This is a genomic window from Corynebacterium sp. HMSC034E11, assembly GCF_001835905.1.
GTDB lineage: Bacteria > Actinomycetota > Actinomycetes > Mycobacteriales > Mycobacteriaceae > Corynebacterium > Corynebacterium coyleae.
Genome location: NZ_KV826403.1, coordinates 1 through 13393 on the forward strand (window position 1 = coordinate 1; position 13393 = coordinate 13393).

A 13393-nucleotide genomic window follows, 5' to 3' on the forward strand; every position below is an offset into this window, starting at 1 on the left:
CCGCCGACCCAACAACTTCACACACAAACACCCAAAGTACAACACCCACGTTGCACTTTGGGTGTTTTCACGTATACCCACATGATTGTTGTCGCCGACAACAGCAACATTGGTGCACACCCACCAGACCGCAATACAGAGTCAGAAACATTGCGTGCCTGACTATGCCACTGCATAGTTGGCGTACACCCATTAGTCCGCAATGCGGAGCACGGAGTCGATGCCAGCGGCGGCGCTCTTGGAAAAGTAGCCCAGCCGATACAAGGAAATAGTTGGTGTCTACCCACTTGTCCGCAATGCGGAGCGAAGCGACTTCACGCCACCGAAGACTCGACTAAAGCCACCAGCACACAGTCGTAAATGCAAAATGAAGCTTCACGGCCGCGGCGTTTTACACTCTGCCCAAGTCAGCGAAAGATATGACGTCGGGTTTTGCATACAGCACAGCCAGGAGAGGGACGTAACCGCAATGCGGAGAATGAATCCTTGATAGCCCATTACGGAGTCGAATGCTCGCCAAGTCCGCTCGGCTGAGGGGGATCAGCATAACTGTGTTGAGCATCCCTATAATGGCTTGGATACGAATTGGAGGGATTCCATGGCAGAGGCCGGCAACGGAGATAACCAGGGACGTCAACGTTCTTATGGTGGTGGCGGAGACCGTCGCGGTAGGAATAACCGCGGGCAGTCTCGTGGTCGTCGTGAATTTGGCGACGGAGAGCGCGGACGTCGCGAGGATCGCTACGGTGGAGCACGCGGCGACAATAAACGCGGCGGTCACGGTGGTGGCCGCGGCCGTGGCAAGCCCCACGGTAAGGGCGGCCACCCGGGCCACGGCGGGCAGGACAACCGTGTCCGCCACGATCGCTCGAACCCATATCGTGAGGGATACCGCGAGGAACGGATGGCGCAGAAGGAGCGCGAACCTGACTTGCCGTCGGGCCTGGATATTAACGACCTTGACCCGTCTGTGCTGCAGGACCTCAAGGTGCTTTCCAAGGACAATGCGGAACGCGTTGCACAGCACATGCTGATGGCTACTGATCTCCTGGAAGACGATCCGAAGCTCGCACTTGAGCACGCCCGCGCCGCGAAGAACCGTGCTGGTCGTGTCGGCGTTGTCCGTGAGACTGCTGGCGTAGTTGCATATCGCGCTGGTGAGTGGAAGGAAGCGCTTTCAGAACTTCGTGCGGCGCGGCGGATGTCTGGTGGCCCGGGGCTGCTAGCTGTGATGGCTGATGCGGAGCGTGGCTTGGGCCGACCTCAGAAGGCGCTTGAACTTGGTCGTAGCCCTGAAGCTAATGAATTGGACGAAGCGGGGAAGATCGAATTGGCGATTGTGCTTGCCGGCGCACGCCATGATCTCGGTCAGCACGATTCTGCACTTGCGACGCTGCAGCGCATGAATCCTTCTTTGGATTCGCAGGGATTTGAGCAAGTGCGTCTTTCCTACGCATATGCTGATGCCCTTCTTGCGACTGGCCAGCGTGGTGAGGCCAAGACGTGGTTTGAACACGCTGCGAAGATTGATACGGATGGTTTCACGGATGCGGCGGAGCGCGCCGCAGAATTGGACTAGACAATGGCGCTGAAGGATAACTACGACGCTCTCCTGCTTGACCTCGACGGCACTGTGTGGAATGGCGGAGTGGCGATTCCAAACGCTGTAGAGGCCATTACGGCGTCGGGGATTCCGGCTATGTATGTGACGAACAATGCGTCGCGTAGCGCAGCGGATGTGGCTGCGATGCTGGGCAAGATTGGCCTCGATACGAAGACCGAAGACGTGATCACTTCAGCACAGGCTGCGTTGTCGATGGCTGAGGCGCACCTCGCCCCCGGAGATCCTGTTCTTGTGGTTGGCGCGCCGTCGTTTAAGCAGCTTGTCGACGATGCGGGTTACGTCGTCGTCGATAGTGCAGATGCGAATCCGAAGGCGGTGCTGCACGGCCACAACCCGGGGACCGGTTGGGTGCAGTTGTCGGAAGCTGCGTTGGCAATTCAGCGGGGCGCAATCTATCTTGCGTCAAACCTGGATACGTCTTTGCCAATGGAACGTGGGTTGATGATCGGCAATGGTTCGATGGTTGCTGCGGTGACATCGGCGACAGGTGTGACTCCGGAAAGCGCGGGCAAGCCGGGGCCGACGATGTTCATTCAGGCCGCTGAACGCATGAATGCGAAGCGTCCGCTTGCCGTGGGAGACAGGCTAGATACTGATATTGCAGGTGGCGTTGCGGCGGGGATTCCGTCGCTGCACGTGCTTACCGGTGTTTCTGGCCCGTTGGCGCTCATGGAGGCGCCCAAGGAGCAGCGACCGACGTTTATCGCGGAGGATATGCGCGGACTCAACGAGGACCCAGAGGTTTTGCGTCCGGGACCGCAGGGCGGTTTCGCTGCACGTATCGACGGCAACGACATCATTTTGAGCTACGGCAAGGATGGTGCGACACCGATTCAGGCCCTGCGCACGGTTTTGGAGGTCGCGTGGCATATGGAGACTCCACCGGAGTTTGTGCGGCCCAACTCAGAGGCTGCTGAAGCTGCTACAGCTCAGTGGTGGTGACATGAAGCCACCCATGCCCAGGGATCCGCGGGCGCCGCATACGACGCCTGAGGAGGTCACGTCACAGTTTGAAGCGATTCTCGCGGAAGATACTGAATCGCTTGCCGATGAGGTTGACGCACTGACGCGCGCGCATGCGGTACTGGGGCATGCGTTGCAAGAAAGGAACAGCTAATGCCGCCCAAACGGAGGCGTTTGGATGCAGAGCTTGTGCGCCGCAAGATTGCACGTTCGCGCGAGCAGGCTCAAACGTGGATCAAGGAGGGCCGTGTCGAGGTCGGTGGGTTTGTGGCGTCGAAGCCGGCGACAGTGGTAGAGCCAGAGGCGTCGATACGCGTCAATGTCGAGGACATTGATGACTGGGCGTCTCGTGGCGCGCACAAGTTACTTGGCGCACTGGAAGCCTTCGGGTCACGTGGCCTGAGCGTCGAAGGGCGTAGGGCGCTGGATGCTGGCGCGTCGACAGGTGGGTTTACAGACGTGTTGCTCAGAAACGGCGCACGTGAGGTTGTTGCCGTGGACGTTGGCTACGGTCAGCTCGTGTGGCGCTTGCAGAACGATCCGCGGGTGCGGGTGCTCGATCGGACGAATATCCGAAACCTGACGCCGGACATGATGGGTGGACTCGCGGACCTGATGGTCGGCGACCTGTCTTTCATCTCGTTGAAGCTGGTGTTGCCGGCACTGGTGGAATGTCTTGAGGATGGCGCTGACTTGTTGCCGATGGTCAAGCCTCAATTTGAGGTTGGCAAGGACCGTTTAGGCTCTGGTGGCGTTGTCCGTTCACAGGAGTTGCGCGAAGAAGTCACTGTGGATGTCGCCCAGTTCGCACAGGGGCTGGGGCTCAGCGTGCGTGGGGTGGCTGCGTCGCCTCTGCCAGGGCCGAGCGGTAACGTGGAGTACTTCCTGTGGCTTGTAAAGGATGGAGGCGAGGCAATGCTTGACGACGATTCCCTCGCCGCCGCAGTCCAAAAGGCCGTGAAGGAGGGGCCGCAATGACGGCTGAGCGTGAGATCTTGTTGGTTCCGCACTTGTTCCGCGAGTCGAATATCGCGTCCGCAGCGAGGGCTGCGGAGATGCTCCAGGAAGCCGGCATTACGGTGCGGTTGCTTGAACAGGAACAGATGGATGCGATTGAGACGCATCCGGTGCTCAGTGGGCTGACACGTGCCGCTGCTGACGACAATGCGGCGCTTGGCTGCGAGCTGGTGCTGGTGCTCGGCGGAGATGGAACATTTCTGCGCGCCGCAGAGCATGCCCGGGCGCAGGATATTCCGGTGTTGGGAGTCAACCTCGGACATGTCGGGTTCCTCGCAGAAGGTGACGCGGAGAGTCTTGAGGAGTCGGTGAGGCAGGTCGTCGATAAGACGTACCGCGTTGTCGACAGAATGACCATCGACGTGGCAGTCATCGACCAAGAGGGGCAGGTCGTCGGGACGGATTGGGCGCTGAATGAATGCAGCGTGGAGAATCTGGACCGTACCCGGGTGCTTGATGCCACGTTGGAGGTTGATTTTCGGCCTGTGTCGTCGTTTGGCTGCGATGGCGTACTGGTGGCCACGCCGACCGGATCCACAGCCTATGCGTTTTCTGCTGGCGGTCCGGTGATGTGGCCAGAACTCGATGCGCTGCTGGTGGTGCCGAATAACGCACATGCGTTGTTTGCAAAGCCACTTGTTGTCTCGCCGCGCTCGACGGTTGCTGTGGAGTCAGAACACACGACGTCGAGTGCCATGGCGGTAATGGATGGGTTCCGTCGCATCCCGGTGCCTCCTGGTTCGAGGGTTGAAGTAAGTAGGGGGTCGCGTCCGGTGCGGTGGGTACGCTTGGACGACAAACCGTTCACCGACAGGCTGGTGGATAAGTTCCGGCTGCCGGTGTCCGGCTGGCGCGGCCCGCGGACGGGTCGTGGTGTACGCGGCGTTGATGCGTAGGGAGGCAGAGTGCTCGCAGAGATCGCGATTTCGAACTTGGGCGTGATCCGTCATGCCTCGGCGGAGCTTGCTCCTGGGTTGACGGTGCTCACCGGTGAAACCGGTGCAGGTAAGACCATGGTTGTCACCGGCTTGCGGCTGCTGACAGGAGGCCGCGCTGATGCCTCCCGAGTTCGAACCGGGGCGCAGGAAGCTGTGGTGGAAGGCGCGCTCAGCATCGCAGATCTGCCGGAATCGACATTGTCCGCCGTGCATGCGATTGCAGAGGGCGCTGGTGCAGGGCCTGATGAAAACGGCGAATACGTCGTCTCACGTGCTGTGAAAGCGACGGGGCGATCGAGCGCTCACCTAGGAGGCCGAAAGGTTCCGGCCGCGACACTGGGTGATCTTGCTGGGCATCTGCTCACGATTCATGGCCAGAACGACCAGTTGAGGCTTCTCGCGCCGGAACAGCAGCTGGCGGCGTTGGACCGGTTCGACCCGGCGATCGCTCAGAAGCTTTCCTCCTATCGCGATGTTTATGTCCAGTGGCGGGAGGCAGCGAAAGATCTGAAGGACCGCACCGAGAAACGCCTTGAGTTGGCACAGGAGATGGACCGGCTGCGGTTTGCAATCGAGGAAATCGACGCAGTTGCACCCGTAGACGGCGAAGATGCCGATCTCGTTGCAACCATTAACCGTCTTCAGGATGTTGATGCGCTGCGTGAGGCCGCCCAGACCGCGCTGGTGGCAATTGATGGTGCTGAAGCCGTCGGCGGCTACAGCGCAGAGGCGGAAGAAGCTGCATCAGACCTTGTTGGCAGGGCGCAGGCGGCGTTGGTAGGAGCTAGTGACGAGGAGTTACGGGAGCTTGGTGTGCGCCTCGGGGAGGTCGCCGGTGTGCTTGCGGATGTGTCTGCGGAACTCGGTAGTTTCACCGCAGATCTTCCGACCGACCCGGATGAGCTAGAGCGCCTTCTGCAGCGCCAACAGGAACTCAAGGGGCTCACACGAAAATATGCTCCGGACATCGCGGGTGTGTTGGCGTGGCGAGAGAAGGCCGGGAAACGGCTGAGCAAGATTGATACGTCAGAAGAAGCTATCGACGAGCTGAAGCGCCGCGTTGCTGATCTTGAAGCCGAACTAAAAAAGCGAGCGGCAGCGTTGACCAAGGCACGCAACAAGGCTGCCAAAAACCTCGGGGAGGCGGTGACGGAAGAGCTTCACGGGCTTGCCATGCCGAAGGCGCAGCTGCGCGTCGAGCTGGCGGAGGCCAAGTTTGGCCGCGATGGTGCGGACGCTGTGGAGATCACGCTCGCACCGAACAGCGCGTTGGAGCCAAAGCCGTTGGCCACGAGCGCATCTGGTGGTGAGCTCTCACGAGTCATGCTGGCACTTGAGGTGATCCTTTCGGAGTCGTCTGCGGGCGGCACGCTGGTCTTTGATGAGGTGGACGCTGGTGTCGGTGGACGTGCTGCGGTGGAGATTGGGCGCCGTTTGGCGAGGTTGGCGTTGAGGCATCAGGTCATCGTCGTTACGCACTTGCCCCAGGTTGCGGCGTATGCGAACACGCACCTGCATGTGTCAAAGGACGTGGGCGACGAGGCGGTGACGTCGGGTGTGGGCAATCTGACTGACGAGCAGCGGATTGAGGAGCTCGCGCGCATGATGGCGGGCCTTGATGATTCGGATACAGGGCGTGCCCACGCGGCAGAATTGTTCAAGCGTGCGCAGCGCGAAGTGGAGGAAATGCGGGCGTAGCCCGCGCGCCTCCACAGTTCTGGCAGGTCAACGTTGCACAATGGTCGCTATGACTGTTGGAACTGGGGAAGCGCCCGCGCAGGAATTGCGCGGTACGCTGCGCGACTGCACACCGCGGGGCAAAGGCCTTGCTCGCCTGCATGAGGGCGATATTGCGATTGTGGATGCGCCGGACATGCAGCGTCGTTTAGCAGAGCAGCTCATTGCCCGCCGTCCTGCTGCGGTGATCAATCTTGCGCCGTACAGCACTGGATCCTTACCGACGTTCGGTCCGCATTTGCTTCTCGACGCCAACGTTCCGATCTTCGAAGTGGCCGACGCCGCTGTTCGCGAGAAGATCCGCGACGGCAAGAAGGTCACGGTCACGCCAGAGGGGACGATCACCGTCGGAAGGAAAGACGTCGGTGTTGCACAGCGTGTCACACGTGAGCAGGTGGACAACTCCTTCGCTGAGGCACAGCAAGGTCTCGTGGAGAACATGGAAGCCTATTTCGGCAACACCATTGAGTTCATCCACTCGGAAGCGCCGTTGCTTATCGACGGTGTCGGCGCACCCGAACTTGGCGACGCAATGGCGGACCGCAAGGTCGTTGTTGTCTCTCCAGGAGATGACACGCGGCGCCGTCTGACAGGCATCCGCAACTTTATGCGGGAGTACACCCCGGTCATCATTGGTGTGGGAAGCGCCGCGAACACGCTGGCAGAGATGGGTTATGCCGCTGATTTCATTGTCGGTGACCCCGCGGATGTCGCGTCGGAGAACTTGCGTTCTGAAGCACGGGTGATTCTGCCGGCTGACCCAGACGGTTATGCGCCTGGCTTGGAGCGTATCCAAGATTTGGGTGTGGGTGCGATGACGTTCCCAACAGCGACTGATTCGCCGACAGACCTCGCGATCTTGCTTGCTGCGTTCCATGATGCGGAGACGATTGTCACCGTAGGCGAGCCGGTGGAGTTGGACGGGATGCTCACGGACCCGGCGAATGCCGATCCGGCTGCGTTGCTTGCTCGCTTGAAGGCCGGCCGCAAGGTTGTTGATTCTACGGTTATTGAGAATCTTTACGCAGTCGAATCCACCAGCGGTGTCGCATGGGCCTGGGCGTTACTCGGCCTGCTGGTCGCTGCTGCCGCCGTCATTCTCGTCGTTGGGCTTGGCGGAAATGGGACGTTCGCCGACAACCTGGTCAATACCTGGGACACAGTTGCCAACACGGTGCGCGGCTGGATTCCGGCAGGGGAAGGGGAGTAAACCGTGGGAAAGCAAAAAGGGACGGGTGGGCTTGTCACTGCTGGTCTGTGTTGGGGGTTAGCTCTCGGCGTGGTGTTGGGGGCCTCGGTACTCGCGCCGGCTATTCCTGGCGGCCCGGATCTGTTCAATGGTGCGTTTCTCAGCGACATCGACCGGAACGCGAATGGTGATGGAGCCGAGGAACCGACAAAGGAGAGCAGCGAAGCGCAGCAGCGGCTTGATGCTGCCGATGCTCTTCTGGGCAGTGAGTCGGTGTCCATCGTCTCTGGAGCGCTCAAAGAGGTGCCGGTCGCTATCGTGCGTACGCATACGGCCGCCGATATCGATGTTGATTCCGTGCGGTGGCTGCTCAACGCGGCGGGCGCTTCCGATGCTGGTGAGTTGAAACTGACAGAGAAGTTTACGTCGCAAAACTCTGCCGACGAGTTGTCCACGGTGATTGCGTCGACGTTGCCGTCCGGTGCGCAGTTGAGCGTGGAGAACCGTTCACCGGGCACCCATGCGGGTGAGTCGTTGGCGTCGATTATGTTGATCGACCCTGAGACGAAGGAAGCGCCAGCACAGGCTTCGGATCGCAAAATCGTAATTGACACGCTGCAACAATCCGGTTTCGTCGAGACGAAAGGTGAGATCGTGCCCGCGGAGGCTGTCGTGATTGTGGATGGCGCCTCCGGTGACGCCGGCGGAGACTTCGGTGCGAAGCTGGTGCAGGACCTTGCGGAAGCACTTGGCCATGCAGGCAAAACCGTGCTGACTAGTCAAGACATCGCGCCAAAGGAACTGCGCGGCGTGACAACGGTAGGCAACGTGAGCTACGAGTCCGGCAGGATTTCTTCAGTGCTGGCGGTGGCAGAGTGAGCCACGAATTTACCGTCGAGTCCTCCGAGGTACTGATCGACGCCCCAATCATCGCTGTGCGCCGCGACAGTGTGGTCATGCCGGGTGGCAAGCCAGCTAACCGTGAGATCGTCGAGCATTTCGGCGCAGTGGCAGTAGTTGCACTTGACGACGACGGGCGCGTCGCGCTCGTCGAGCAGTACCGGCACAGCGTAGGCAAGCGGCTGCTTGAACTGCCTGCGGGGCTTCTGGACATGTACGAAGAAGACGAGTTGGTATGCGCGAAGCGCGAACTGGTTGAGGAAGCCGGTCTCGAGGCTGAGCAGTGGGGCGTGCTGGTGGATTTGGTGACGTCTCCGGGATTTGCGGAAGAGGCGGTGCGGGTATTCGTCGCAAAGCAACTGCGCGAGGTGGAACGCCCGGACGCCGAGGACGAAGAAGCCGACATGGACTTTCGGTGGGTGCCACTGAGCGAGGCCGCACAAATGGTGCTTCGAGGCGAGATTGTGAACTCAATCGCCGTGGGCGGCATTTTGGCTGCTTGCCGCGTCGCAGAGGGTAAAGCGCAGCCACGTGATGTGTCGGAGCCATTCGAGTTGCGCCCGCAATCGCTGCCGAAGCGGCGAGCCGAGCGTGGCATCGTGCCGGATATGAAGCGCATCTAGATGGCGGTAAAAGCCGACGAACTAGCTGCGCGCTGGTTGCAGCATCTCGCTGTTGAGCGGGGAGTCTCCCCTCACACGTTGAGTAACTACACCCGCGACGTCAACCGGTACACACGATGGTTGGCAGCCGCTGGGAAAAGCGACTTGGCAACAGTCAGTGCCACCGATGTAGAGGCGTACGTTGCTGACTTGCGCCGCGGGGTGGACGGCGCACGCCCCCTCGCGGCATCTTCGGCTGCGCGTGCGCTGACTGTCGCCCGAGGCTTGCACCGCTTTGGCGTAGAAGAAGGCGTATTGCCGGCAGATACCGCTGCCGAAGTTTCCCCACCGTCAGCTGGCGAGAAGCTACCCGACACTTTGAGCATTGGGGAGGTGGCGACGCTTCTCGATGCCTGCCCGACCGAACAGCCCCTCGGCCTACGCGACAAGGCGCTGTTGGAAACGCTATACGCCACAGGTGCGCGAGTTTCTGAGGTGCTTGATCTGAGCGTCGATGATGCGACAGCCGCAATAGATACTGAAGGCATTCTGACCGTGACTGGCAAGGGAAGTAAGCAGCGCCTCGTCCCGCTCGGCCGGCATGCACAAGATGCGATCGAGGCGTACCTCGTGCGAGGCAGACCCGTATTCGCCACCGGGAAGTCACACGCGTTGTTCTTGAATAGGCGCGGTGGAGCCTTAACTCGCCAGAGCGCCTGGACTGTAATCAAGCAGGCTGCGGAGCGTGCGGGGATAGACAAAGAGATCTCCCCGCACACGCTCCGGCACTCGTTTGCCACGCATCTGCTGGAAGGTGGCGCAGATGTGCGCTCCGTGCAGGAATTGTTGGGGCACGCTTCAGTGACGACTACGCAGATTTACACACATGTCACAGCAGATAGCCTGCGCGAGGTTTGGCGTAGTTCGCATCCACGTGCGTAAGCTTTTGCGCTTATGAGTGAGTACACATTTGCACGAGCACGTCGCGCAACACTTGCGGTGCCGGCAGCCCTGCTGCTTGCCGTGGGGCTTGGCGGAGGTGTGGGAGCACACCCTGCCTCGGCGCAGATCCCGGGCGGGTTAAGCCCGGATGCAGTGGCGAACATGATTCCCTCGGAGATCACCGTGCCTGCGGGGCAGACGACGACGGTTGATGTGGGCGTGCCGGTGGATGTGAATTACTCCGCAGGCGGCTGGGTGGTCACATCCAATGGCACGTCGGTGTCGGTGACCGCTCCAGCGGAAGAGGGCGCGACCGCAGCAGTGCCTGCGAGCGCCGGCGGTTACACGGCGACAGTTAACCTCGTCGCTGTGGGCGGCGGACAGGCAACTGATGCAGACGAAATTGCGGGCGGTGGCGCTGGAGAAAACACCGAGCACCACGGTGGTGGAGGCCACGCCGAAGACAACGGTGGCGGTGGCGCAAACGGCGGTGGCGACGCAAACGGTGAAGCCTCGAACGGCGGATCCGGTGCGGGTGCAGGCAGTGGCAGCGGCGCCGTCAATCGCCCTGAGCGTAAGCCAGCGGAAAAGGCGGACACCGCGGATGCGAAGCGCCTCGATTTCGAGGGAGAGATTCACGGCAACGAGATCGTCGTCAAAGTGCCCCTGAGCAAGGCGCGCGATTTGATGAAATACGCCAACTACGACTCGTCGAATGCGAAACTGCGTTACCTCGATGTCAACGGCAACATCATCGAAGGGGTCAAGCGTGACGTGAACGTCGCGGGGCGCACGTTGACGCTGACGTACCCGGAAGGCGAGACGCCTGACAACCCGTTCATTATGGAGGTCGTGGAGAACGGCGCGGCGACGTTTGTCGCGGTGATTACGTCGACGAATGCTCCGGTTGAGCAGGCTGCCGAAACGGATGAAGAAAACCCGTATGCGGGAGCAGACAACAAAGGTCAAGGCGATAGCGTTGACTCGGGTTCGTCGGTAGGTGATCTTGTCCCGCTCATCATTGGTGGTGGTGCGCTTATCGCGGCACTTGCGCTGCTGATTATCTTCCTTCGGAAGCGAAGCCGTGGGCAGGTCTAATCACAGCGTTGTAAGATGACTGCAGTCAAGGGTTTAGACGTGATCGAGGGAAGGATCGGCCATGGCGGACGAGGCGCTGTTTGACGCGGCTGACCAGAAGACGTTTTTGACGGGTCGGCCGTGGCGTGAGTTTGCCAAGCCGAAGGAGCTTGAGCGGCACGGTCCCGCAACCATCATCTCGATGGTGAACCAAAAGGGCGGCGTGGGTAAGACCACGTCCACTATCAATCTCGGTGCATGCTTGGCAGAGCAAGGGCGCAAGGTGCTACTGGTAGACCTCGACCCGCAGGGTGCACTCTCCGCTGGCCTTGGTGTGTCCTATGAGGAGGATCAGGTCACGGTCTACGACTTGCTGTTTGACAACACTGCCAGCATTCACGCGGCGATCAAGCGCTCAAACGTGTCCGGGCTTGATCTGGTACCCGCGAATATTGACCTGTCTGCGGCTGAAATCCAACTGGTCAACGAAGTCGGCCGCGAGCACACGCTAGCTCGTGCGCTGCGCCCGGTGCGCGGGGAGTACGACTTCATCATCCTGGACTGTGGCCCGTCGCTCGGTTTGCTCACTGTGAATGCGTTGGCGTGCTCGCAGGGCGTGATCATCCCCATGGAGTGTGAGTACTTCTCGCTCCGAGGTCTCGCGCTGCTCACCGATACCGTGGAAAAGGTGCGCGACCGCATCAACTTCGACCTGGACATCGTGGGCATCCTTGTCACTATGTTTGATCGTCGCACGACCCACGCCCGTGAGGTCATGGATCGTGTAGTTGAGGTGTTCGGCGACCGCGTCTTCGACACCGTGATTACCCGTACCGTGCGTTTCCCGGAGACATCGGTCGCGGGTGAGCCGATTATTACGTGGGCTCCCAACTCGCAAGGTGCGGAACAGTACCGCAATCTGGCCCTTGAGGTGTTGGAGCGCACTAGCTAGTGGCCCAGGCACCTGAGCAGTACCCCCAGCCGGAGATCACGGGCTTTACCCTCGCGCTGAATAACTTCGAGGGGCCGTTTGATCTGCTGCTCAGCTTGATTCAGGCGAAGAAACTCGACGTGACCGAGGTTGCGCTCGCCGAGGTGACCGACGAGTTCATTGCGTATACCCGTGCGTTGGGGCAGACGGAGTCGCTTGACGAGGTCACTGAGTTCCTCGTGGTCGCGGCCACCTTGTTGGACATGAAGACTGCGCGGCTGTTGCCACGTGGTGATCATGACCTGGAGGAAGACTACGACCTTCTGGAGGCCCGGGACCTCCTGTTCGCACGTCTTCTGCAGTACCGCGCATATCAGCAGGTTGCTGACCAGTTTGCTATGTGGCAAGCATCTGCTAATCGACGACACCCGCGTGCCGTATCCATGGAGCCCCGGTTCGTGGACCTTTTGCCTCCGGTGGAACTCGGCCATACAGCGGCGAGTTTCGCGGAACTTGCGGCCAGTGTTTTCCGGCCTAAGCCGCCGGAGGAAGTACGCACTGACCACCTGCACGCCGTTGCTGTGTCCGTGCCTGAGCAGGCGGGCAAGATCCTGGATACACTCAAGCTCGCCGGCTCAGGTACCTGGATGACGTTCGCCGCACTGACACGCGATTGCACGAGGTCCATGGAGGTGGTCGGCCGGTTCCTCGCCCTGCTGGAGTTGTACAAGGCCCGCGCGGTGGAAACAGAGCAGCCCGAAGCGCTTGGCCAACTTGACGTGTCCTGGACCGGGCTTGAGGTCGATCCGGCGGTCGTTGCGGCGTCGAACTGGAACTAGGCGCCGATTCAGTACCGGCAGCTACACTTCGGCGGTATGGAAGACATGCCGATGGTTGCGCAGTTGCGTTCGCGGATTGAGTCGGTGCTGTTGGTCGTCGATACGCCGGTGTCCGTGGAGGACCTCGCGGGTGCGCTCGGAGCAACGACTGCGGAAGTGTCGGATCACCTTCGCGCGTGGTCGCGAGAACTCGACACCCGTGGCAGTGGTATTGATTTGCGTGAGACCGCAGAGGGCTGGCGGCTGTATACCCGGCCCGAAAATGCCGATGCGGTCGAGGCGTTCTTGCTCGACGGCACGCAGAAGAAACTCTCGCGCGCGGCAATGGAGACGCTCGCAGTGGTTGCTTACCGCCAGCCGGTGACGCGCTCGCAGGTTGCCGGAGTGCGCGGGGTCAATGTTGATGGCGTCATGCGCACCCTTGCGCTGCGCGGCTTGATTGCGGAGGTTGATCCTGAGCAAGAATCTGGCGCACACCGCTATGTGACGACGGAGCTGTTCCTCGAACTTCTGGGCATTGACTCGCTTGAGCGCCTTCCTGACCTTGCGCCACTGCTTCCGGACATCGATGCAATCGAAGATGCCTGGTAGGATCGGCCCAAAAACCGCATACGACTGAAAAGGAATTGAGGAA

14 protein-coding genes are annotated in these 13393 nt (G+C 60.6%); all 14 read left to right on the forward strand.

Features of this window, described 5'->3' with window-relative positions; all coding sequences use genetic code 11:
* The first annotated feature begins 598 nt into the window (after positions 1-598).
* The 14 genes from HMPREF2690_RS06880 (at position 599) to scpB (ending at position 13350) form a co-directional block, all read left to right on the forward strand.
* Positions 599-1579 carry a hypothetical protein gene (locus HMPREF2690_RS06880; protein ID WP_083292055.1) on the forward strand — a complete coding sequence of 327 codons (981 nt, stop codon included), beginning with the start codon at positions 599-601 and terminating at the stop codon, positions 1577-1579.
* Positions 1580-1582: 3 nt separating this feature from the next.
* Positions 1583-2566: an HAD-IIA family hydrolase gene (locus tag HMPREF2690_RS06885; RefSeq protein WP_070820494.1), complete on the forward strand. Its 984-nt coding sequence runs from the start codon at positions 1583-1585 to the stop codon at positions 2564-2566.
* Position 2567: 1 nt separating this feature from the next.
* A complete protein-coding gene (locus HMPREF2690_RS12180) occupies positions 2568-2741 on the forward strand; it encodes a hypothetical protein (RefSeq protein WP_167594521.1) in 174 nt (57 codons plus the stop codon).
* Positions 2741-3565, forward strand: coding sequence for a TlyA family RNA methyltransferase (locus HMPREF2690_RS06890; protein WP_070820495.1), 825 nt, complete (start codon positions 2741-2743; stop codon positions 3563-3565). The genes HMPREF2690_RS12180 and HMPREF2690_RS06890 overlap by 1 nt, the downstream gene beginning before the upstream one ends.
* Positions 3562-4500: an NAD kinase gene (locus tag HMPREF2690_RS06895; RefSeq protein ID WP_070451574.1), complete on the forward strand. Its 939-nt coding sequence runs from the start codon at positions 3562-3564 to the stop codon at positions 4498-4500. Before HMPREF2690_RS06890 ends, HMPREF2690_RS06895 begins: the two co-directional genes overlap by 4 nt.
* Positions 4501-4509: 9 nt before the next feature.
* On the forward strand, positions 4510-6240 hold the full coding sequence (recN, locus tag HMPREF2690_RS06900; protein WP_070820496.1) for a DNA repair protein RecN: 1731 nt from the start codon (positions 4510-4512) through the stop codon (positions 6238-6240).
* Positions 6241-6280: 40 nt separating this feature from the next.
* Complete coding sequence (steA, locus tag HMPREF2690_RS06905) at positions 6281-7489, forward strand: putative cytokinetic ring protein SteA (RefSeq protein WP_092102479.1); 1209 nt, start codon at positions 6281-6283, stop codon at positions 7487-7489.
* A 3-nt stretch (positions 7490-7492) separates the two neighbouring features.
* Entirely contained in the window at positions 7493-8347 is an 855-nt protein-coding gene (locus HMPREF2690_RS06910) for a copper transporter (protein ID WP_083279531.1), read from the forward strand.
* Positions 8344-8991, forward strand: a complete 648-nt coding sequence (locus HMPREF2690_RS06915) for an NUDIX domain-containing protein (protein WP_070820497.1) — start codon at positions 8344-8346, stop codon at positions 8989-8991. Before HMPREF2690_RS06910 ends, HMPREF2690_RS06915 begins: the two co-directional genes overlap by 4 nt.
* Complete coding sequence (gene xerD / locus HMPREF2690_RS06920; RefSeq protein WP_070423223.1) at positions 8992-9912, forward strand: site-specific tyrosine recombinase XerD; 921 nt, start codon at positions 8992-8994, stop codon at positions 9910-9912.
* Between the two features lie 12 nt (positions 9913-9924).
* On the forward strand, positions 9925-11010 hold the full coding sequence (locus HMPREF2690_RS06925) for a hypothetical protein (protein ID WP_246815362.1): 1086 nt from the start codon (positions 9925-9927) through the stop codon (positions 11008-11010).
* Positions 11011-11071: 61 nt separating this feature from the next.
* The gene (locus HMPREF2690_RS06930; protein WP_070423222.1) at positions 11072-11941 is read left to right on the forward strand and encodes a ParA family protein; all 870 of its coding nucleotides are present in this window, start codon (positions 11072-11074) and stop codon (positions 11939-11941) included.
* Positions 11941-12759: a segregation and condensation protein A gene (locus HMPREF2690_RS06935; protein WP_070820498.1), complete on the forward strand. Its 819-nt coding sequence runs from the start codon at positions 11941-11943 to the stop codon at positions 12757-12759. The genes HMPREF2690_RS06930 and HMPREF2690_RS06935 overlap by 1 nt, the downstream gene beginning before the upstream one ends.
* A 36-nt stretch (positions 12760-12795) precedes the next feature.
* Positions 12796-13350, forward strand: a complete 555-nt coding sequence (scpB, locus tag HMPREF2690_RS06940) for an SMC-Scp complex subunit ScpB (protein ID WP_070423220.1) — start codon at positions 12796-12798, stop codon at positions 13348-13350.
* Positions 13351-13393: the final 43 nt, after the last annotated feature.

Excerpts from the sequence above, each read along its gene's own strand:
- xerD (WP_070423223.1), top strand. The coding sequence starts at position 8,992 with ATGGCGGTAAAAGCCGACGAACTAGCTGCGCGCTGGTTGCAGCATCTC.
- HMPREF2690_RS12180 (WP_167594521.1), top strand. The coding sequence starts at position 2,568 with ATGAAGCCACCCATGCCCAGGGATCCGCGGGCGCCGCATACGACGCCT.
- HMPREF2690_RS06925 (WP_246815362.1), top strand. The coding sequence starts at position 9,925 with ATGAGTGAGTACACATTTGCACGAGCACGTCGCGCAACACTTGCGGTG.
- HMPREF2690_RS06880 (WP_083292055.1), top strand. The coding sequence starts at position 599 with ATGGCAGAGGCCGGCAACGGAGATAACCAGGGACGTCAACGTTCTTAT.
- HMPREF2690_RS06930 (WP_070423222.1), top strand. The coding sequence starts at position 11,072 with ATGGCGGACGAGGCGCTGTTTGACGCGGCTGACCAGAAGACGTTTTTG.
- steA (WP_092102479.1), top strand. The coding sequence starts at position 6,281 with ATGGTCGCTATGACTGTTGGAACTGGGGAAGCGCCCGCGCAGGAATTG.
- HMPREF2690_RS06890 (WP_070820495.1), top strand. The coding sequence starts at position 2,741 with ATGCCGCCCAAACGGAGGCGTTTGGATGCAGAGCTTGTGCGCCGCAAG.
- HMPREF2690_RS06895 (WP_070451574.1), top strand. The coding sequence starts at position 3,562 with ATGACGGCTGAGCGTGAGATCTTGTTGGTTCCGCACTTGTTCCGCGAG.
- scpB (WP_070423220.1), top strand. The coding sequence starts at position 12,796 with ATGGAAGACATGCCGATGGTTGCGCAGTTGCGTTCGCGGATTGAGTCG.
- HMPREF2690_RS06885 (WP_070820494.1), top strand. The coding sequence starts at position 1,583 with ATGGCGCTGAAGGATAACTACGACGCTCTCCTGCTTGACCTCGACGGC.